Raw genomic sequence first — 20,868 nt, 5'->3', positions numbered from 1 at the left:
GTTTTCTCCCGCGGCTGCTGAGTAGCGCACAAATTATTCATTTGCAGTCGACAATGACGGCTCTCTTTTACTGTAGATAATTCTGGCGAAATGTGGCGATGGGAAACAGAAAAGTGTGAGAAAAAACGATGATTTTGCGGGAGATAATTCAGGAGAGAACTCCCGGCCACCCCTTAACGGAACGGCCGGAAGTTTACGCGGTTATCAGGCGGCAGGGCGCGCGATAATACTGCGGGTTTCCATGCGCACTTCAGCGATGGTGACATCAATCACGTCAGTGACCTTGTAAACCGTTTCGCCTTTAATTTGCACGGTCCCGTTTTCCTGGCTACAAACCAGTTCGTCGCGAACGGCATGCAGGAATGGGGCAGGAATAAAGGCAACGGCGCCATTATCCACCAGACGAACGCGCATACCGCCGCGGCTGATGTCAATGATTTCCGCCGGGAAACGGGTGTCAGTCCCTGCCTTATCATTCAGGAAGCGCGCGTACAACCAGTCGCCGACATCACGCTCCGCCATACGGTTGAGACGGCGACGCTCTGCCATCTGCAATGTCGTATCATCCTGTGGGCGGGCAACAGATTCCCCTTTGATGATCGCTTTCAGCAGACGATGGTTAACCATGTCGCCGTACTTACGGATCGGGGAGGTCCAGGTCGCGTAAGCCTCAAGGCCAAGGCCGAAGTGCGGGCCTGGCTCGGTGCTGATTTCCGCAAAGGACTGGAAGCGGCGAATACGGCTGTCGAGGAACCCTGACGGCTGTGCGTCCAGCTCGCGGCGCAGTTTGCAGAAACCTTGCAGGGTCAGCACTTCCTCAGGATCGACGTGTACGTCATGGGTTTTCAGCAGGGCAGCCAGCGCTTCGGTGTTCGCCGGATCAAACCCGGTGTGCACGTTGTAAATGCCAAAGCCTAATTTGTCGCGCAGCACGCGGGCGGCACAAATGTTGGCGGAAATCATCGCTTCTTCAACGATGCGGTTGGCAATACGGCGCGGCTCAGCGACGATATTCAGCACTTCACCTTTTTCACCCAGCACAAAACGGTAGTCCGGACGATCTTTGAAGACCAGCGCGTGAGTTTGACGCCATTCGCTGCGGCTCAGGCAGACGCGGTGCAGCAGACGAATTTGTGCGGCAATGTTGTCGGACTCGGGTTTCCAGCTGCCCGTGTTTTCCAGCCAGTCGGACACGTCGTCATAGGCCAGCTTGGCTTTGGATTCGATGGTGGCGGCGAAGAATTCAATATCTTCTTCAATGGTACCGTCAGCCGCAATGGTCATCCGACAGGCCAGCACCGGACGCACTTCATGCGCACGCAGCGAGCAAAGATCGTCGGAGAGTTCACGCGGCAGCATCGGAATGTTAAAGCCCGGCAGGTAGTTGGTGAACGAACGCACTTTGGCCATCTCGTCCAGCTTGCTGCCTTCGACAATCCATGCGGTAGGGTCGGCAATGGCGACGGTCAGATGCAGTTTGCCATCGGCTGTCTCTTCGGCATACAGCGCATCGTCCATATCCTCGGTGCTGGCGCTGTCAATGGTGACAAAGTCCAGCGCCGTCAGATCGCGACGTTCCAGACCTTCGTCCTGCATTTCAGTCGCCACGCCATCAGGCGCTTCTTTTTCGAGATTGTGGCGCGCCAGCGTCACCCACCATGGGACGAAATGGTCGTCGCCGAAGGTAATGTATTGGGTAAGCTCGGCGTAGAAACCGCGATCGCCTTTTAAAGGATGACGGCGCATCTCAGCAACCGCCCAGTCACCCTCAACAAAATCATGCTCAACGCCACGCGCGGCGCGGCACGGAATAGCATCTTTCAGGAGAGGATGGTCCGGCACGACAGAAAGACGATCGTCTTTTTTATGCACTTTCCCGACAAAGCGGGTCAGGAAAGGCTCGATCAGTGCTTCCGGCTCGGCAGACTCTCGTTCCTTTTCGGTATGAATAACGGCCGAAATGCGGTCGCCATGCATCACTTTCTTCATCTGAGGAGGCGGAATGAAGTAGCTCTTCTGCCCGTCAACTTCAAGAAAGCCAAAGCCCTTTTCCGTGGCTTTTACGACCCCTTCTGCACGCGGCGTCTGGGAATGCAGTTGCTGTTTAAGCTGCGCTAGCAGCGGGTTGTCCTGAAACATAATGTTCTATTTTCGTAGCCATTGAGCGGCTGACAGTTTTACGCGAATCTCACTGCTACAGCAAGCGCTCTTTAGGTAAAGAGTATGGTTATTCCTCTTTGCCGAGCGCCACGCGCAGACGGTCCAGCCAGCCAAAAAATGCATCTCGGGTTAGCAGGTTGATGGCCTTCTCTGGCGAGAGACCTGACCCGGTCAGGGGCGTTAACTGGGCGGCGCTAAAGCGATCCGGAGAGGCGACGAGCAGCACACGAGCGGCTGAGATCATCGAAGACGCGGGACCTTCACTTTGCGGATGGTGAAGCAGAATTTCGCCCGTCAGATTAAGCAGCATCGGCTCATGACACAGCACAGGGGTGAGCGCTTCAAGCGCCGGTTCCGCCTGCCAGCGTGAGAGCGCCTCAAGCTGAAGCGCACTGGCATATTTTAGCTCAACCGCGGGTAGCGTGGCGGTCCATCTGCTGAAGCTGACCGGCAGCGTATGGGGCTGAATGTGGTGTCCGGGCAGCCAGCGTACCGGATGGCCAAGCAATGCCTGAAATATCGCGACCACTCGCGCCTGAAAACCGACAAAGCCGATGATCTGGTTGATAAGCACAATGTCATACGTTGTGAGTCCAACCTCATCAAGCTGGTTTTGGGCTTTATCATCGATGACATCGGGTGAGCTGGCTAACTGGCGGGCATACTGGGTAATTTCTGCAAGGCGTCGATTGCTTTCCCGGGAGGAGTCCGGCCCCGGAAGAGGGGCGAGCAGAGCAGCGTAGTGGTTACAGAGCCGCTGAACGCCACACGCCTGGGCAACCGTTAATGCCGTGCTCAGCCTGTCGTAGGCGCTGAGCGTATGCAGACGGTTCACGGGAGTATCAAGCGGGAACAAAAGATGACACAAGGTTCGGGCAGGCGTAAGCCAACCAGCACAGCTTGCGAGAATGTCATCGGGCAGGGCTAAATCGAGCAAAAAACGGTCGTCGACGTTAGCGGCTTCGGGCACCAGCGGCAGAACGTCCGTCTGCGAATGATTCGACTGGGTTTCATGATACCAGTGGCCTTTGCCGGAAAAACGGCGTTGTTCCATGGGCGTTCCTTGATCTCAAAATGGCGATCAATATCCTGGCGTAAGGCGGATGAGGGGAAAAATATTGTTAGGTGATAACAAATAGCAGAACGGAATAACGAGGGGCGGGGCGGGGGAAACTCTCTTCCCTGACGGGAAGAGAGAGACAAACTTATTTGATTTCCAGCTCGTTCATTGCAGCGATGTTGAAGCCGCCGTCAACGTGAACCACTTCGCCGGAGATACCTGCGGAAAGGTCAGAGCACAGGAATGCCGCAGAGTTACCCACATCTTCGATAGTAACGGTACGACGAATCGGGGTAACCGCTTCGCAGTGTGCCAGCATTTTACGGAAATCTTTGATACCGGAAGCGGCCAGGGTACGGATTGGACCCGCAGAAATAGCGTTAACACGCACGCCTTCAGGACCCATTGCGTTCGCCATGTAGCGCACGTTGGCTTCCAGAGACGCTTTCGCCAGACCCATAACGTTGTAGTTAGGGATAGCACGTTCTGCGCCGAGGTAGGACAGAGTCAGCAGGGCTGCGCCCGGGTTCAGCATCGCGCGGCAGGATTTTGCCATTGCAACGAAGCTGTAGGAGCTGATGTCGTGGGCGATTTTGAAGCCATCACGGGTAACCGCGTTCACGTAGTCGCCGTCCAGCTGGTCGCCAGGAGCGAAGCCGATGGAGTGAACAAAACCGTCGAATTTCGGCCATGCTTTTGCCAGTTCAGCAAACATGCCATCAATGCTTTCGTCTTGTGCAACGTCACATTCCAGAACAATGCTGGAACCCAGCTGCGCGGCAAATTCTTCAACACGGCCTTTCAGCTTGTCGTTCTGGTAGGTGAACGCCAGCTCAGCGCCTTCGCGATGCATTGCCTGTGCGATGCCGTATGCGATGGACAGTTTGCTGGCAACGCCAGTCACCAGAATGCGCTTACCGGAAAGAAAACCCATAGCTTTAATCCTTATATTCATTGCTTATTTTGCCTTGTAATTCATAGCGTTACAGGCAGTATTTCAAAATCATTCGAAATTAGCTCGAAATTATAGCCCACTCACAGCCCCATGTGTCACGATATTTCTCGCTCCTGCGCCGTGAATGGGCTCACGGAAGAGGTTGAACTGACTCTTCATCAGGCTGTTTCGTGTGTATTTCAGCAGTATATCACCGCACGCGGGGTTCGCCTCATCCAACCAGCGGGCACCGTGACGCCGCCCTCATGCTGATGTGTCCAGCGCCTTTTGCGCAAAATGATCCGTTAAGCCCTTTAAACGCTTTAAAATTGCGCGAGGGTCGATAACGGCTATGCCATTTTGCGTCTTTATCTGTGTGCGGTAAGAAGGAAGATGAAAAATATAACGTTGGCCGAAAAACTGATCATGCTGTCAGGTGCGGTGCTTTTTGCGCTTATGATCGCGGTGAACTCCTTTTGCGTGAATGATAATCCTGGTTTCAGGGTGCCTATGACCACCTATTTGATCGTCATGATTGCGCTGTTCTTTCTGGATACCATTATCTTTATTTTTATCCAGATGCTGTATGCCTCCGACCGATCGCGTTTTTCATTATTCATTCTGAGTCTGGCATTTCTTAGTGGGCTGGTTTATTTCATTGAGACGATCATTGTTATTCAGCTTCCGGAGCATGCTGGTTTTACCCAGGCGGCAAAAACCAACGATACGGCGGTATTCTATTTTTTCCGGCAGCTGAGCTTTATCGTATTACTGGCGCTGGCGGTCCGTGTGGAGAAAATCACGAGACGTTCCACGCTCAGATTCCGAAATAAGATCAGCATGACGTTAGCATTGATGATGTCACTGGTTATGTTTCCGATGCTGGCCCATTATCTCAGCAGCTACCATCCGGCCTGGACATTAACGATTGCAGCATACGAAGATGAATATCATCATCCTGTCTGGGATATCAGGTACGTAAACGTTCTGATCCTGCTCTGGTCGATTTTACTTTGTTATATGATTTCAGTGACACGCCTGGCGTCCGGGATCTGGAACAGTATTATTGTGGTCTGCCTTTCCGCCATCGTTTACAATTTTTTCCTCTTACTGCTTGATACCTACAATCTGTCGCTCTGGTATATCAGCCGGGCAGTAGAGGTCCTCAGTAAATTATTTGTGATTTGTACCTTAATGTTCCATGTCTTTAACCTGTTGAAAATTTTCGGCGATCGGGTTGATCGCGATCCGCTTACTCAGATCTACAACCGTAAATATTTTTACGAGGCACTTCCGCGGGTCCGCTCGCTCAGGACAGAAAAGGGGGCCAGCATTATGATGCTGGACATCGACAACTTTAAGTCGATAAACGATAACTGGGGCCATCTTGTGGGGGATCGCGTGATTCTGGCGGTCGTGGATATTATCAAAGACAGCATTCGCGAAAACGACATCTTTGCCCGACTGGGAGGCGAGGAATTTGGTCTTCTGCTGCCGGATACCGACGGTAAGCAGGCTATTGCCGTCGCGGAGCGTATTCGCCAGAACGTTCAGCAGCGCACCGGGCCGGGCTACTATTATGCTCTCCCTGTAAAGGTCACATTAAGTATCGGCGTGTGCTCAGCCATTCAGAATAACGTCAACAGCAATGATATTATGCGTGACGTGGACGAGGCGTTGTATGAGGCTAAGCACAACGGTAAAAACAGAATCGTTACCAGACAGGCTGAATGCAGCTGAGGTCACAGGATGGGGATGAAAACATCAAAATCGACACGCTCATCGCTGTACGCATTAATTTTCATCAGGTAAATACCGTCGCGCAACGTCAGGCGTTTATTTACCATCGCCTTAACGAAGCCAATCTTGTTAAACGCGCTGTAGCTTTCCCAGCTTCCGCTAAAGGGCATTCTTGCGTATCTCCCCCGCACAACGCAGGATTTTTTATTTGTCACCGTGTCGCTTTGTAAAGCGTACGATATTAATACCTCGACCAGATACGATCGGCTTTTGCCTAACTCTGGGCGGCGGGGCATCAGAATAATTTTATCGATATCATGGCGGTTTTCTGTCAGGAGCTTTTTGATTTTTTTAGTAATATCATGCACCGAGGTATCAAAAAGATGATCGTGCTCGATAATTTCATGCGTATAGACAAACGTTTCATCCAGAAAGCAGACCTCAAGCTCAGGCGTTTCCAGTTCGCTTAATAAAAAAGAGGGCTGTAAGATGTCAAAATTCCACCCTCTGGCACATCTGTACTCAGAGGGTGTCAGCCCCATCATTTTTTTAAAGGCTCTGGAAAATCCCTGGCTGCTCTGGTAATGGAATAAATACGCAATATCCGTCACCGGAATCGACGTCATTCTCAGCATAATGGCGGCACGGCTTAACCTCCTTCGGAGAATATACTCACCTAAAGAGAGCCGATACTTCTCTTTAAACCATGTTTCGATGGTTCTTCTGCTGTATCCAATATCTGCAACCAAATCATCAATATGTAAAATAGTAAAGTTATTTTCTTCTACCCAGGAGAGAATATAGTTACTGATGCTGTCTTTCATTTATGCGTCAGTGATAGCTTAACGGTAAATCAGTTTGCTGCCTGTTGTTAATTCGCGGGCGTAGGGATCCTGGCGATAACCTTAATTTCGAAATCAAAACCCGCAAGCCAGTTAACGCCTATTGCTGTCCAGTTTGGGTAAGGAGGGTGGGGAAATGCCAGTTTTTTCGCCTCCATGATGACGGGGAACTGGTTTTCAGGATCGGTATGAAACGTCGTGACATCGATCAGATCGTCAAAAGTACATCCTGCGGCTGCCAGCGTCGCCCGTAAATTATCGAACGCCAGCTGTACCTGAGCGGGGAAGTCGGGTTCAGGTGTGCCATCGCTGCGGCTGCCAACCTGACCGGAAACAAATAACAGATCGCCAGAGCGGATTGCAGCTGAATAGCCATGCTCTTCATAGAGGGCATGGCGATTAGCCGGAAAGACGGGATCACGTGAATGCATGGCTTTTCCTTTTCTGTCAGGGGTATTGTTGTGGTTGCGCAGTAGAAGTAACATACGCGATGTATGTCAAAAATGCAATCCACATACGCCGCGTATGTCAAATTATAATTACCGCTTAATGAAGGAAGTCCCATGGCTACAAAACGTCGCGCTGAAACGGCCCAGGAAAATCGCGAGAAAATGATTCAGGCGGCGCGCAAGGCGTTTGCTGAAAAAGGCTATGCCGCAGCGTCAATGGATGAACTCACGGCAAGCGTGGGGTTAACACGCGGCGCGCTATATCATAATTTCAACGACAAGAAGGGATTACTGGCGGCGGTGGTCGCGCAGATAGACAGCGAAATGGCAGCAAACGCAAAAGCGATTGCCGCCGCCGCCGAAGATGACTGGGAGCGACTGCTGGCGGAGGGCATCGCCTATATCAAAATGGCGCTCGTTCCGGAAGTTCAGCGTATCGTCCTCCTTGACGGCCCGGCTGTTCTGGGCGATCCGGCGCAATGGCCCAGCCAGAACAGCTGCCTTGAGTCGACCCGTCAGACCATCGAAAAAATGATGGAGTGCAACGTAATCAAAAAGATGGATGCCAGAGTCGCAGCCCATCTGCTGAATGGCGCCGCGCTGAATGCGGCTCTGCTGATTGCCGCGAGTGATGAACCGCAGAAGACCCTTCCGCATGCCATAGAGGTGTTTACTCTGCTGGCAAGCGGGTTACGCAACGGCTAACGATCTTTACGCCACGCGTCCGCCGTCAATGCTTCACCAAAGTGTCCGGCAATCAGGCGTTTTGTCAGATCGTGGAGCGGGGAGGCCAGCACGTCAGCGGTACTGCCGCGCTCGACAACTTCACCCTGGTGCATCACCAGCACCTGATCGCTGATGTGCTTCATCATGCCCAGGTGCTGAGTCACGTAGATATACGAGATACCCTGTTTTTCCTGTAACTCCAGCATCAGGTTAATGAGCTGCGAACGCATCGACATATCCAGCGACGCCAGCGCTTCGTCGGCGATGATGACCTTCGGGCGCAGGATCAGCGCACGGGCCAGACCGAGACGCTGTTTTTGGCCCGGGGCCAGCATGTGCGGGTAATAGCTGACATGGTCGGGAAGGAGGCCTACCAGACGCAGGGTTTCGACAATCCGTTTGCGACGCGCTTCCGGCTCCAGGTCGGTATTCAACCTCAGCGGGAAATCCAGGATCTGGGAAATACGCTGGCGCGGGTTCAGGGACGTCGACGGATCCTGAAAAATCATCCGGATGCGCTGACTGCGAAAAGAGTAGTCCCCAAATTCCAGAGGATGATCGTCAATCAGTATTTCACCGCCGCTCGGCTCGACCATACCCGCGAGCATTTTTGCCAGGGTCGATTTGCCCGAGCCGTTTTCACCGATAATTGCCAGTGTCTGCTTTTCGCGCAGCGTAAAGCTTAGCGGTTTAACCGCCTCGACGGTCTGACGGTGAAACAGGCCGGTGCGATAGCGAAAGGTCTTACTCAGGTTACGTACTTCCAGTAAGGTTTCGACCATTTCACTCTCTCTCCATGTTCAGCGGGAAATGACAGGCAAACAGATGGTTTTTCGGCCCTGTCAGGCGCGGTGTTTCGATGCATTTACGCTGAGCATACGGGCAACGCGGACCCAGACGGCAGCCAATGGGCAGCGATTCCAGCAGCGGTATCGCGCCAGGCAGCGTATTCAGACGGCTTTTGTACGGCATCGCGCTGCCAAAGTCAGGGATCGCCCTGATCAGCGCCTGCGTGTAAGGATGATGCGGCGTTGTCACCAGGTCTTCGCTTGGCGCGGTTTCTACCGTCTGGCCGCAATACATTACGTCAATTTTATCCGCCCACTTGCTCAGCATTTGCAGGTCATGGCTGATCAGCAAAATGGTGGTGTTGTTATTTTGATTCAGACGCGTGAGCAGGCGGAAAATTTGCGCCTGGGTGGTTGGCTCCATCGCGTTCGTCGGTTCGTCCGCAATCAGCAGACGCGGCTGATTCGCCAGGGCGATGGCAATCATCACTTTCTGGCATTCACCGTCCGTCAGTTCGTAGGGGAAACTGCGCATCGCGTCTTTATGGTCTTTGATCCCGACACGGTGCAACAGCTCAATGGCACGGCGTTTACGCCAGCCGAAACGCTGCCACCAGCGGCCTTTATAGGTCCAGCCGGGAATGTTCTGCATAAGCTGTTTCCCGACGCGCTCGGACGGATCGAGACAGGATTGCGGCTCCTGGAAAATCATCGAGACGTTATGGCCCACCAGTTTACGGCGTTCGCGCGGGGAGAGACGCAACAGATCGATGTCGTCGAAACGCATACGGTCGGCGGTTACCCGCCAGTTGTCCTTCGCCACGCCGCAAATGGCCTTGGCGATCAGACTTTTCCCTGAGCCCGATTCGCCCACCAGCCCGCGGATTTCGCCCTCAGCGAGCGTAATACTGATGCGATCCACGGCCTTGACCCAGCCTTCGCCCGTTTTAATTTCGATCGTGAGGTTGCGGATATCAAGTAACGGCATTATTGCACCCCCGCATTGATTGCGCGGCGGATCCCGTCGCCCAGCAGGTTAACGAGCAGCACGCTCACCATGATGGCCGCGCCCGGCAGCATGACCGTCCATGGCGCAACGTAAATCAGCTCCAGCGCATCGCCGAGCATAGCGCCCCATTCCGGGGAGGGAAGCTGCGCGCCCAGATCCAGAAAGCCCAGCGCTGCGATATCCAGAATCGCCATCGACAGGGCGCGGGTGATCTCCGTCACCAGCCCGGCGGCAATGTTAGGCAGCACGGCAAACCACAAAATATTAAACGTGGTGGCGCCATCCAGACGGGCGGCGACGACATACTCTTTCTCCAGTTCGTCGTGAACCAGGCTGTAAACCGAGCGCACCATGCGCGGCAGAATGGCCAGCCAGACGGCGAACATCGCATGGGTGAGGTGCGGCCCCGCAAAGGCCACGACGATAATTGCCAGCAACAGCGAAGGAATAGAGAGCAGGGTATCCAGAATATGGTTAAGCACGGCAGACCGCAATCCGTGGGTTGAGCCGGCAAAAATGCCCAGTGCCAGGCCGCAGATCGCGGCAGCCAGGGTGACCACGAACGCGCCGCCTACCGTCGGTGCGGCGCCGCTCAGCAAACGACTTAGCACGTCGCGTCCGAGATCGTCAGTCCCCAGGAAGAACGAAACCTCCCCGTAACGCGACCACGACGGCGGTAAAAGCTGATAACCCAGGAACTGTTGATCGATGCCATACGGCGCAAACCACGAACCCAAAACGCACAGCAACACGAGGCCAATGCAGCCGTAAAAGCCGATCATCGCCGTGGTGTCGCCGTAAAAATTACGCCACACGGTACGTAGCGCACCGGGCGTGCGCTTTTCGCTGTAGACGTTATCGTAAGGCATACCATTCCTTATGCTTCAATGGGTTGGCCATGGCACCCAAAATATCGGAAACAACGTTAACAATAATGACCAGGGAGCCAATCACCATCACGCCGGCAGAGATCGCCGCGTAATCCTGCTGGCGAATGGCGTTGATCATCCAGCGCCCAAGGCCCGGCCAGCTGAAAACCATCTCGGTGATCATCGCCAGCGTCAGCATGGTTGAGAATTGCAGCCCAAGACGTGGGATTACGGGTGGCAACGCATTATGCAGCACATGGCGACGTAGAATCGTCAGGCGAGACAGTCCGCGCGTGGCGGCGGCTTTCACATAGTTTTGATCGAAGACGTCGATAGTGCTGATGCGCATCAGGCGGATCACTTCGGTCGTCGGCGCGACGGCCAGCGTAAGCACCGGCAGCACCATGTGGCGCAGCGCGCTTACGATCATTTCGTCGCGCCAGACTGAATCAGAAAGCCAGGCGTCAACGATGGCGAAGCCGCTCACCGTTTGCACGTTATACAGCAGGTCAAAACGGCCAGATACCGGCAGCCAGCCTAACGTCAGTGAGAAGAAGAGGGTAAGCAACAGCGCCAGCCAGAAAACAGGGATGGAAAAGCCAATTAAGGCAAGCGCGCTGATGAATTTATCCTGCCACTTATTACGATAAATGCCTGCCAGCATCCCCACCGGGATCCCCACCATGAGGGCAAAGCCAAAGGCGAGTATACATAGCTCCATGGTGGCCGGGAAAACCACTTTCAGCTGCTCGGAGATGAGCTGTCCATTGATGCTGGACACGCCAAAATCCCAGTGCAGCAGGCCATTAAACCAGAACAGCCAGGCGTCCCAGAGGGATGAACCCTGAAGCGGGGCGTGCGGCGTAAAGTAGCTCAGGCTAAAGCCGACAAAGGTCAGGAAGAACAGGGTGACCAGCAGTAACAGCAGCCGACGCAAGGTAAATATAATCATGGTTTCTTCACCTCTTGTTCTTTCTCACGGGTCACGCCCGCGAAGGAGGCGTTACCAAACGGGCTGAGTACCAGCCCTTTAATATCGTAACGGTAGGCCTGGAGGCGCAGGGAAGAGGCAAGCGGCAACACGGGAAGTTCTCTGGCCAGAATATTTTGCGCTTCATCGTAGGCCTCAATGCGTGAGGCAAGCTGTTGAGACGCAAGCGCTTTTTGCAGCACGGCATCAAATTCCCGGTTACACCAGTGGGCGTAGTTGGTCTGGGAGTTGATTGCCGCACAGCTCAGCAGCGGACGGAAGAAGCTGTCCGGGTCGTTACTGTCGGTGGACCAGCCAGCCAGCGTTAAGTCGTGATTCATGTCCATCAGACGCGCCTCCTGGAAACGGCCTTCGACAGGCACGATGATCACCTTAACGCCCACCTGCGCCATATCAGCCTGCAACAGCTCCGCCGTTTTTAGCGGGCTGGGGTTCCACGCCTGAGAGCTGGTGGGCACCCACAGCTGTAGCGTCAGGTTTTCTGCCCCCAGCGCTTTAAGCTGTTCGCGCGCTTTCGCCGGATTATATTCCGTAATCTTCGCCTCGCCGTCATAGGCCCAGGAGGCGCGCGGCAGAATAGAGGCGGCGGTTTCTGCGGTCCCGTAGTAAATCGACTGCATCAGACGCTGATTGTTGATCGCTAACGCCAGCGCATGGCGCACGGCCGGATTATTGAGCGGCGGCTTATCGGTGTTAAACGCCAGATAAGCGATGTTCATTCCCGGGCGCAGGGTCAGGCGCAGGCGTGGGTCGTCGCGCAAAATGGTCAACTGGCTGGCCGCAGGCCAGGCAAGCACGTCGCACTCGCCGGTCAGCAGTTTGGAGAGTCGGCCTGTGCCACCTGAACCCAGATCAACAATCACCTGCGGCATCAGCGGTTTGCCGCGCCAGAAACGATCGTGACGTTGCAGGCGAATGTATTGTCCGGCGCGGTACTCTGCTAACTGGAACGGACCTGTGCCCACAGGCTCACGATCGAGACGTTCCTGGCGATCCTTTTTCGTCAGCTGATCCGCGTATTCGGCTGACATGACCGAGGCGTAGTGCGTCGCCAGATGCCAGAGGAAGGAAGCATCCGGGCGCGTCAGGCGAAACTCAACCGTGCGGTTATCCAGCTTACGAACGCTTTTGACCGTATCAGCAAACTGCAAACTGTCGAAATAGGGGAAGTTATCGCCGTTGACGTTGTGCCATGGATGGCTGCGGTTAAAGATGCGCTGGAAGGTGAAAACCACGTCATCCGCGTTGAGTTTACGGGTTGGCGTAAACCATGGGGTGTGCTGAAAAGCGACGTCATCGCGCAGGCGGAAGCGGTATGTTGCGCCGTTATCCATTACCTCCCAGCTTTCGGCAAGCTCCGGGACCAGCCGATAGGTGTAAGGATCGACGTCGAGCAGGCGATCGTACAGCTGCGCGGCCAGCGTATCAACAATCAGGCCGCTCCCCGCTTTTTGTGGGTTAAAGGTATCAACTTGCCCGCTGACACAATAGACGAAACCACTCTCTCGGATATCAGGGGGCACAGCGCGATCGGGCGCAGCAAAGGCCAGATTGCTGAACAGACCGAGTGCAAACAGGGACGATAAAACCAGGCGCATAGTTTTTAAGGTTTTTAGATTCGATCTGCAAAGTGTATCGCACTTACGCCTGCTTCGTAAAAATGTCTGGGGGTAAGTGCTGATAATGTCAGCTCATTTGATGTTTTTTGAGCAATGCCCTTAACTGATGGTAGGTCAGACCCAGCAGTTCAGCCGCCCGTTTCTGATTATATTTCGCCTCTTTCAGGCTCTGCTCGAGCAATTGTTGTTCCTGCTGATGCTGGAACTGGCGTAGATCGAGCGGCAACGCCGGATCCTGCTGGCGTGTCGCCGGAGCCGGGAGCTGTTTATCCTCGCGCCGAAACGGATCGAGAATAATGTTGTCCAGTTCGGTCTCGCTGCTGCCATGCCGGTAAACGGACCGTTCCACCACGTTTTTCAGTTCACGAATATTGCCCGGCCAGTGATAACCGAGCAGGGTCTCGGTGGCCCGTTCGCTGAAGCCCGGAAAGAGCGGCAGGCCCAGTTCCCGGCACATCTGAATGGCAAATTGATCGGCCAGCAGCATGATATCGCTGCGACGCTCCCGCAGCGGCGGCAGCTGTACAACATCGAAAGCCAGCCTGTCCAGCAGGTCGGCGCGGAATTTGTCCTCAGCCACCATCGCGGGCAGGTCGGCGTTGGTGGCGCATACCAGGCGCACGTTGACCTGGAGCGGCTGACTGCCGCCAACGCGTTCCAGTTCACCGTACTCAATGACGCGCAGCAGCTTTTCCTGCACCAGCATCGGCGCGGTCGCCAGCTCGTCGAGAAAGAGCGTTCCGCCATCGGCGCGCTCAAAGCGTCCGGGATGCCGTTTTTGTGCGCCAGTGAAGGCGCCAGCTTCATGACCAAACAGCTCGGTGTCGAGCAGATTTTCATTCAACGCCGCGCAGTTAAGGGAAATAAAAGGGCCGTCCCAGCGGCCAGACAGAAAGTGCAGGCGGTTAGCGATAAGTTCTTTACCCGTTCCGCGCTCACCGATAATCAGCACCGGTTTATTCAGCGGCGCGAGGCGCGATACCTGTTCAAGCACTTCCAGGAAGCTGTTAGCTTCGCCAAGCAAATTATCTTTATATTCAGCCATGATGAAATTAACCACTCCTTAGTGATATTCACCAGGTGAGAATAGCGGTTAGCTGGATAAATATCAATCACAGTCAGTAAAATCAATAAGATAAAAAGTTGGCATGGGATTTGTATTAACTATTCAGCAGGGCATCGCCCGATAACAGAACTATGAGGATTGAATTATGGGTATTTTTTCTCGTTTTGCCGACATCGTGAACGCCAACATCAACTCGCTGCTGGAGAAAGCGGAAGATCCGCAGAAGCTGGTGCGTCTGATGATTCAGGAGATGGAAGACACGCTGGTTGAAGTACGCTCCACCTCCGCCCGCGCGCTGGCAGAGAAAAAGCAGTTAACGCGTCGTATCGAGCAGGCGACTGCCCAGCTTAACGAATGGCAGGAAAAAGCGGAACTGGCGCTGCGTAAAGATAAAGAAGATCTGGCCCGCGCTGCGCTGATTGAGAAGCAGAAGCTGACCGACATGGTTGCCACGCTGGAGCATGAAGTGACGCTGGTGGATGATACTCTGACGCGTATGAAGAAAGAGATTGGTGAGCTTGAAAACAAACTCAGCGAAACCCGGGCGCGTCAACAGGCGCTGGCGCTGCGCCACCAGGCTGCAAGCTCGTCCCGCGATGTGCGTCGCCAGCTGGACAGCGGCAAGCTGGATGAAGCGATGGCGCGTTTCGAATCGTTTGAACGCCGTATCGACCACATGGAAGCGGAAGCCGAAAGCCACAGCATCGGTAAACAGAAAACCCTCGATCAGCAGTTTGCTGACCTGAAGGCCGATGATGAAATTAGCGAGCAACTGGCTGCGCTGAAAGCCAAAATGAAACAAGACAACCAATAATAATTCCTGCGGCACCTGAGCGTGCCGCATCGTAAGACAAGGAGTACACATGAGCGCGCTTTTTCTGGCAATACCCCTGACCATTTTCGTGCTGTTTGTTCTGCCCATCTGGTTATGGCTGCACTACAGCAACCGCTCTTCACGCGGGGAGCTGTCGCAGAGTGAACAACAGCGGCTGGCGCAGCTCTCTGCCGAGGCAAATAAAATGCGCGAACGTATTCAGGCGCTGGAAGCGATCCTGGACGCGGAACACCCGAACTGGAGGGAACGGTAATGGCTGGACTGAATCTGAATAAAAAACTGTGGCGGATCCCACAGCAGGGCATGGTTCGGGGCGTTTGCGCCGGGCTGGCGCACTATCTGGATGTCCCGGTAAAACTGGTGCGTGTGGTCACGGTATTGTCGATTTTCTTCGGCCTGGCCTTTATTACCCTGGTGGCTTACATCATTCTGTCGTTTGTGCTCGATCCTATGCCGGAAGGTGAGCTGGATGCTGAGAACACGCCTACCAGCAGCGATCTCCTGAACGCGGTGGATGAACAGCTGAGTGCAGGGGAGAAGCGATTGCGCGAGATGGAACGTTATGTCACCTCCGATACCTTTACGCTGAGAAGTCGTTTTCGTCAGCTTTAAGAGAGAACTTACATGAAACAAAACTGGCAACAGGCCGGTCAGAAGGTAAAACCCGGCCTGAAAATCGCAGGTAAACTGGTTCTGATGACGGCGTTACGTTATGGCCCGGCCGGTGTGGCGGGTTGGGCGATCAAGTCTGTTGCCCGCAAGCCGGTCAGAATGATGCTGGCGGTCGCGCTGGAGCCGCTGTTACAGAAACTGGCAAAACGCGTTTCCCGGCGCTACCTGTCACGCTAGTTCCTCCCGCATAAGCCCTTTCTCGCCCAGAGAAGGGGCATGACTTTCCTTTCTGCGTTTCTTCTGCTTTTCTGCTTTCTTTGCGGCAGCTCACAATAATGCGTTGCGCTGCGCTGAGATTGCTGCTTTCTGCCCCCGGGTCCGTTGACAGATATTTTTCATGGGAGTAGATTGCCACTCCGTGGGACCGCTACCATGGAAAATAATGTGAACGCAAAAATTAAAAAACTTATCAATCATATCTACGGTGAATCATTTTCAGATGCACACCTTAACGTGTTATTAACTAAGCTTGAAAAAGCGGCGGTTAATATTACTGAAAAGCGTAAGTCAGGCTGGGATGAAAAAGACGTTGTGCTGATTACCTATGCCGATCAGTTCTCCGCGAAAGGGGAGAAAGCGTTGCCGGTATTTACCCGGTTCTATAATGAATGGCTCTCTCGCACGTTTTCCCATGTCCATCTGTTACCTTTTTATCCGTGGTCTTCGGATGATGGATTTTCCGTTATTGATTATCACGAGGTTGCACCTGAAACCGGAACCTGGCGAGATGTCGCGGAATTAAAACAGTCTGCCAGCTTAATGTTTGACTTCGTTTGCAACCATATGTCAGCGAAAAGCGAATGGTTTGCTAATTATCTGGCGCAGAAGCCGGGCTACGAAGATTTCTTTATTTCTGTCGACCCTGAAACCGATTTATCCGCGGTGACGCGTCCACGCGCATTACCGCTGCTGACGCCGTTCACGCTTCATGATGGCAGCGTTCGTCATCTGTGGACCACATTCAGCGATGACCAGATCGATCTCAATTTCGCCTCGCCGCAAGTGCTGATTGCCATGGTTGACGTTCTGCTCCATTACCTCATGGAAGGGGCGCGTTATATCCGTCTGGATGCGGTCGGGTTTATGTGGAAGATCCAGGGAACCACCTGTATCCATCTGGAACAAACCCATTGCCTTATCCAGCTGTTCCGCGCCATTACGGACGCCGTGGCGCCTGGAACGGTGATCATCACTGAGACAAATGTTCCCCACAAAGACAATATCTCTTACTTCGGTGATGGTGAAAATGAAGCCCAGATGGTCTATCAGTTTTCCTTACCGCCGCTGGTGCTGCATGCTGTTCATCGTCAGGATGTTAAAGCCCTATGCCAGTGGGCGGGGTCACTGGCGCTGCCTTCAACTCATACCACCTGGTTTAATTTCCTGGCCTCGCACGATGGCATCGGTTTGAACCCGTTACGCGGCATCCTTCCGGAATCAGAGATCCTCTCGCTGGTCGATAAGCTTCAGCAGGAAGGCGCACTGGTCAACTGGAAAAATAATCCTGACGGAACGCGAAGCCCCTATGAAATTAATGTCACCTATCTTGATGCGTTGAGTTTGCGAGACAGCTCAGATGATGAGCGCATTGCGCGGTTCATCCTGGCGCATGCTGTGTTGTTAAGTTTTCCTGGCGTACCGGCTGTATATATTCAAAGCATTCTTGGTTCGCGTAACGATTATGAAGGTGTCGAACGTCTCGGATATAACCGCGCGATAAACAGGAAGAAATACACCGCAGGTCAGGTTGATCTGGAGCTCAATAATAAGAAGAGTATTCGTTATCAAATTTATTCTCGTTTGAGTGAGCTTATTGCTATTCGTCGCGGCAAGCGTGCGTTCCATCCGGATAGTCAGGCTATTTTTGACGCAATCGGTGAACATATTCTTAAAATTGTTCGTGTTGCTGAAAATGGCGAGCGAATGACAGCATTATTTAATTTTAGCAATAAAATGCAGACCGTTTATGGACAAACGCTCTTTGGTACGGAATTACTCTCAGGACAAGATATTAGCGGTACGGAACTGACCCTCAATCCATGGCAGGTAATGTGGATTAAAGAATACTAAAAAGGACCCTAAAATGAAAATGCCCAAAATTGTGCTGTTATCAGCACTGGTTTCGTGCGCCCTATTATCAGGCTGTAAGGACGATAAAGCATCTCAGGTCACCATTGAGTTTATGCACTCGTCGGTAGAACAGGAGCGTCAGGCGGTTATTACGAAACTGATCGAAAAATTCGAGAAAGAGAACCCGACTATTACGGTGAAACAGGTACCCGTTGAGGAAGATGCCTATAACACCAAGGTTATTACGTTGGCCCGTACTGGCGCGCTACCGGAAGTGATTGAAGTCAGCCATGACTACGCCAAAGTCATGGATAAAGAGCAACTGCTGGACCGTGACGCGATCGGCAACGCGATTAAAGCCGTCGGTGAAGATACCTTTTACGACGGCATTTTACGCGTTGTTCGCACTGAAGACGGCGAGGCATGGACGGGGGTGCCGGTTAGCGCCTGGCTGTCCGGCGTCTGGTATCACAAAGATGCGCTCGCGGCAGCGGGAATCGAAGAACCGCACAACTGGGAGCAACTGCAGAAAGCCAGTCAGGCGCTCAACGATCCGGCGAAAAAACATTACGGTATCGCGCTTCCAACCGCAGAAAGCGTCATGACGGAGCAGGCTTTCTCGCAGTTTGCGTTGTCAGGTGGAGCCAACGTCTTTGATGCAAACGGCAACGTAAAAATCGATACCCCTGAAATGTCGAAAGCGCTGGCGTTTTATCGGGCACTGGCCGCGAATACCATGCCGGGCTCGAATGATGTCATGGAGATCAAAGACGCCTTCATGAACGGCTCTGCGCCGATGGCCGTTTACTCCACCTATATCCTGCCCGCGGTCTACAAAGATGGCAATCCGGCCAACCTGGGGTTCGTGGTCCCGACGGAAAAATCATCAGCCGTGTACGGCATGATCACCTCGTTGACGATCACGACCGGCCAGACCGAAGAGGAAACGCAGGCGGCAGAAAAATTTGTGACCTGGATGGAGCAGGCTCAAAACGCGTCTGACTGGGTGATGATGTCCCCTGGTGCGGCGCTGCCGGTAAACAAACTCGTGGTGGGCACTGAAAGCTGGAAAAACAACGACGTGATCAAAGCCTTTGGCCAACTGCCTTACGAGCTGATTGCCCAGTTCCCGAACGTCCAGGTATTTGGCGCCGTAGGCGACAAAAACTTTACCCGCATGGGAGACGTTACCGGCTCCGGCATTATCAGTTCCATGGTGCATAACGTGACGGTGGGACAAAAAGATCTCAATGCGACGTTAAGCAACAGCCAGAAGAAACTGACTGACCTGATAACACAACGATAGGAGCGCTTTGCGAAGGGAATTATGAAGACGTTGTTTTCTGGTCGTTCAGATATGCCTTTCGCCATGCTGCTGTTGGCCCCCAGCCTGATTTTGCTGGGGGGCCTGGTGGCCTGGCCAATGATTTCCAACATTGAAATCAGTTTTTTACGTTTACCGCTGAACCCGCGTATTGATGCGGTGTTTGTCGGCCTGGATAACTACATTCGCATTTTGGGCGATGCTGCGTTCTGGCACTCCCTGTGGATGACGTTCTGGTACACGGCGCTGGTCGTCCTCGGCAGCACCGGGTTGGGACTGGCCGTAGCGATCTTTTTTAACCGTGAATTCCGCATGCGGAAAACGGCACGTTCACTGGTGATCCTGTCCTACGTGACGCCGTCTATTTCACTGGTATTTGCCTGGAAATACATGTTCAACAACGGCTACGGGATTGTGAACTACCTGGGCGTGGATCTGTTGCATCTCTACGATCAGGCGCCGCTGTGGTTCGATAATCCTGGCAGCAGTTTTGTCCTGGTTGTGCTGTTCGCCATCTGGCGTTACTTCCCGTATGCCTTTATCTCGTTCCTCGCGATTTTGCAGACCATTGATAAATCGTTGTACGAAGCGGCAGAGATGGACGGAGCGAATGCCTGGCAGCGTTTTCGTATCGTGACGTTGCCCGCCATCATGCCGGTGCTGGCCACGGTGGTCACGCTGCGAACCATCTGGATGTTCTACATGTTTGCGGATGTGTATCTGCTCACCACCAAGGTCGACATTCTGGGCGTATATCTCTACAAAACCGCCTTTGCGTTCAATGACCTGGGTAAAGCAGCCGCCATTTCCGTTGTGCTGTTTGTGATCATCTTCGCTGTCATTCTGCTGACCAGAAAAAGGGTAAACCTCAATGGCAACAAATAAACGCGTTCTGGGCCGTATCGGTTTTTATCTGGGACTGGCGCTATTTCTGATTATCACGCTGTTTCCGTTTTTTGTGATGTTGATGACGTCGTTCAAAAGCGCGAAAGAGGCGATCTCGCTGCACCCGACCATTCTGCCGCAGGAGTGGACGCTACAGCACTACATAGACATCTTTAACCCGCTGATTTTCCCGTTTGTGGATTACTTCCGTAACAGCATGGTGGTGTCGCTGACCTCCTCGGTCATTGCGGTGTTTCTCGGCACGCTGGGCGCGTATGCGTTATCCAAACTGCGCTTTAAAGGGCGCACGACGATCAATGCGAGCTTCTACACCGTCTATATGTTCTCCGGGATCCTGCTGGTGGTGCCGCTGTTCAAAATCATCACCGCGCTCGGCATTTATGACACCGAACTGGCGCTGATCATCACCATGGTCACGCAGACGTTGCCTACCGCGGTCTTTATGCTGCGCAGCTATTTCGACACCATCCCGGACGAAATCGAAGAAGCCGCGATGATGGACGGCCTGAACCGCCTGCAAATCATCTTCCGCATCACCGTGCCGCTGGCGATCTCGGGTCTGGTGTCGGTCTTTGTCTACTGCTTCATGGTGGCGTGGAATGACTATCTGTTCGCCTCCATTTTCCTGTCCAGCGCCAGCAACTTCACGTTGCCGGTCGGGCTGAACACGCTCTTCAGTACGCCAGATTACATCTGGGGTCGCATGATGGCGGCATCGCTGGTAACGGCACTTCCGGTCGTCATTATGTATGCCCTGTCTGAACGTTTCATTAAAAGTGGTTTGACCGCCGGCGGCGTGAAGGGCTGA

General features: G+C 53.5%; 21 protein-coding genes. 10 read left to right on the top strand and 11 right to left on the bottom strand.

The genetic code is table 11. The features are described from left to right. Window positions 1–204: 204 nt before the first annotated feature. The 3 genes from ACOTW6_RS02330 to fabI form a co-directional block, all read right to left on the bottom strand. Window positions 205–2,139, bottom strand: a complete 1,935-nt coding sequence (locus ACOTW6_RS02330) for an exoribonuclease II (protein ID WP_039270613.1) — start codon at window positions 2,137–2,139, stop codon at window positions 205–207. 88 nt (window positions 2,140–2,227) lie between these two features. Next, on the bottom strand, window positions 2,228–3,214 hold the full coding sequence (locus tag ACOTW6_RS02325) for a CMD domain-containing protein (RefSeq protein WP_213788829.1): 987 nt from the start codon (window positions 3,212–3,214) through the stop codon (window positions 2,228–2,230). A 151-nt stretch (window positions 3,215–3,365) separates the two neighbouring features. Further along, window positions 3,366–4,154 (bottom strand): enoyl-ACP reductase FabI, encoded by a 789-nt coding sequence (fabI, locus tag ACOTW6_RS02320; protein ID WP_003856831.1) that lies wholly within the window; start codon window positions 4,152–4,154, stop codon window positions 3,366–3,368. A gap of 393 nt (window positions 4,155–4,547) precedes the next feature. Between fabI and ACOTW6_RS02315 the strand changes: the two genes are divergently transcribed. After that, entirely contained in the window at window positions 4,548–5,894 is a 1,347-nt protein-coding gene (locus ACOTW6_RS02315; protein ID WP_213788828.1) for a sensor domain-containing diguanylate cyclase, read from the top strand. A gap of 2 nt (window positions 5,895–5,896) precedes the next feature. Here the strand turns inward: ACOTW6_RS02315 and ACOTW6_RS02310 are convergent, their stop codons facing one another. Together ACOTW6_RS02310 and ACOTW6_RS02305 are read right to left on the bottom strand one after the other, a co-directional pair. Continuing rightward, on the bottom strand, window positions 5,897–6,718 hold the full coding sequence (locus tag ACOTW6_RS02310; RefSeq protein ID WP_213788827.1) for a helix-turn-helix transcriptional regulator: 822 nt from the start codon (window positions 6,716–6,718) through the stop codon (window positions 5,897–5,899). 47 nt (window positions 6,719–6,765) lie between these two features. Beyond that, window positions 6,766–7,167, bottom strand: a complete 402-nt coding sequence (locus ACOTW6_RS02305) for a RidA family protein (protein ID WP_193135756.1) — start codon at window positions 7,165–7,167, stop codon at window positions 6,766–6,768. A 132-nt stretch (window positions 7,168–7,299) separates the two neighbouring features. Between ACOTW6_RS02305 and ACOTW6_RS02300 the strand changes: the two genes are divergently transcribed. Beyond that, a complete protein-coding gene (locus ACOTW6_RS02300; RefSeq protein WP_045339882.1) occupies window positions 7,300–7,890 on the top strand; it encodes a TetR/AcrR family transcriptional regulator in 591 nt (196 codons plus the stop codon). Here ACOTW6_RS02300 and sapF read toward each other — a convergent pair. The 6 genes from sapF to pspF all read right to left on the bottom strand — a co-directional run bounded on the left by sapF (window position 7,887) and on the right by pspF (window position 14,247). Further along, entirely contained in the window at window positions 7,887–8,693 is an 807-nt protein-coding gene (gene sapF, locus ACOTW6_RS02295; RefSeq protein WP_003856838.1) for a putrescine export ABC transporter ATP-binding protein SapF, read from the bottom strand. The genes ACOTW6_RS02300 and sapF overlap by 4 nt on opposite strands. Window position 8,694: 1 nt before the next feature. Further along, window positions 8,695–9,687 carry a putrescine export ABC transporter ATP-binding protein SapD gene (sapD, locus tag ACOTW6_RS02290; RefSeq protein WP_213788826.1) on the bottom strand — a complete coding sequence of 331 codons (993 nt, stop codon included), beginning with the start codon at window positions 9,685–9,687 and terminating at the stop codon, window positions 8,695–8,697. Beyond that, entirely contained in the window at window positions 9,687–10,577 is an 891-nt protein-coding gene (gene sapC / locus ACOTW6_RS02285; protein WP_003856843.1) for a putrescine export ABC transporter permease SapC, read from the bottom strand. The genes sapD and sapC overlap by 1 nt, the downstream gene beginning before the upstream one ends. Further along, window positions 10,564–11,529 (bottom strand): putrescine export ABC transporter permease SapB, encoded by a 966-nt coding sequence (sapB, locus tag ACOTW6_RS02280; protein WP_032648486.1) that lies wholly within the window; start codon window positions 11,527–11,529, stop codon window positions 10,564–10,566. Before sapB ends, sapC begins: the two co-directional genes overlap by 14 nt. Further along, window positions 11,526–13,166 carry an ABC transporter substrate-binding protein SapA gene (gene sapA, locus ACOTW6_RS02275; RefSeq protein ID WP_213788825.1) on the bottom strand — a complete coding sequence of 547 codons (1,641 nt, stop codon included), beginning with the start codon at window positions 13,164–13,166 and terminating at the stop codon, window positions 11,526–11,528. Before sapA ends, sapB begins: the two co-directional genes overlap by 4 nt. Before the next feature lie 88 nt (window positions 13,167–13,254). Continuing rightward, window positions 13,255–14,247, bottom strand: a complete 993-nt coding sequence (pspF, locus tag ACOTW6_RS02270; protein ID WP_213788824.1) for a phage shock protein operon transcriptional activator — start codon at window positions 14,245–14,247, stop codon at window positions 13,255–13,257. A 151-nt stretch (window positions 14,248–14,398) separates the two neighbouring features. Between pspF and pspA the strand changes: the two genes are divergently transcribed. The 8 genes from pspA (at window position 14,399) to ACOTW6_RS02230 (ending at window position 20,868) form a co-directional block, all read left to right on the top strand. Further along, a complete protein-coding gene (pspA, locus tag ACOTW6_RS02265) occupies window positions 14,399–15,067 on the top strand; it encodes a phage shock protein PspA (protein ID WP_022651342.1) in 669 nt (222 codons plus the stop codon). A 49-nt stretch (window positions 15,068–15,116) separates the two neighbouring features. Then, the gene (gene pspB / locus ACOTW6_RS02260) at window positions 15,117–15,341 is read left to right on the top strand and encodes an envelope stress response membrane protein PspB (RefSeq protein WP_003856853.1); all 225 of its coding nucleotides are present in this window, start codon (window positions 15,117–15,119) and stop codon (window positions 15,339–15,341) included. Next, window positions 15,341–15,700, top strand: coding sequence for an envelope stress response membrane protein PspC (gene pspC, locus ACOTW6_RS02255; RefSeq protein ID WP_006810819.1), 360 nt, complete (start codon window positions 15,341–15,343; stop codon window positions 15,698–15,700). The genes pspB and pspC overlap by 1 nt, the downstream gene beginning before the upstream one ends. Window positions 15,701–15,712: 12 nt before the next feature. Next, entirely contained in the window at window positions 15,713–15,937 is a 225-nt protein-coding gene (pspD, locus tag ACOTW6_RS02250; protein ID WP_003856857.1) for a phage shock protein PspD, read from the top strand. A 195-nt stretch (window positions 15,938–16,132) separates the two neighbouring features. Beyond that, entirely contained in the window at window positions 16,133–17,830 is a 1,698-nt protein-coding gene (locus tag ACOTW6_RS02245; RefSeq protein ID WP_421766227.1) for a sugar phosphorylase, read from the top strand. A 13-nt stretch (window positions 17,831–17,843) separates the two neighbouring features. Beyond that, a complete protein-coding gene (locus ACOTW6_RS02240; RefSeq protein WP_213788822.1) occupies window positions 17,844–19,136 on the top strand; it encodes an ABC transporter substrate-binding protein in 1,293 nt (430 codons plus the stop codon). Window positions 19,137–19,157: 21 nt separating this feature from the next. Further along, window positions 19,158–20,039, top strand: coding sequence for a carbohydrate ABC transporter permease (locus ACOTW6_RS02235; RefSeq protein ID WP_003856862.1), 882 nt, complete (start codon window positions 19,158–19,160; stop codon window positions 20,037–20,039). After that, a complete protein-coding gene (locus ACOTW6_RS02230) occupies window positions 20,026–20,868 on the top strand; it encodes a carbohydrate ABC transporter permease (RefSeq protein WP_015570402.1) in 843 nt (280 codons plus the stop codon). The genes ACOTW6_RS02235 and ACOTW6_RS02230 overlap by 14 nt, the downstream gene beginning before the upstream one ends.

Origin of the sequence: Enterobacter cloacae complex sp. IR5403 (assembly GCF_049238705.1) — a bacterium.
GTDB classification, from domain to species: Bacteria; Pseudomonadota; Gammaproteobacteria; order Enterobacterales; family Enterobacteriaceae; genus Enterobacter; species Enterobacter hormaechei_C.
Note: the sequence above shows the minus strand (reverse complement) of the source record. Positions and strands in the feature narration are given on the sequence as shown.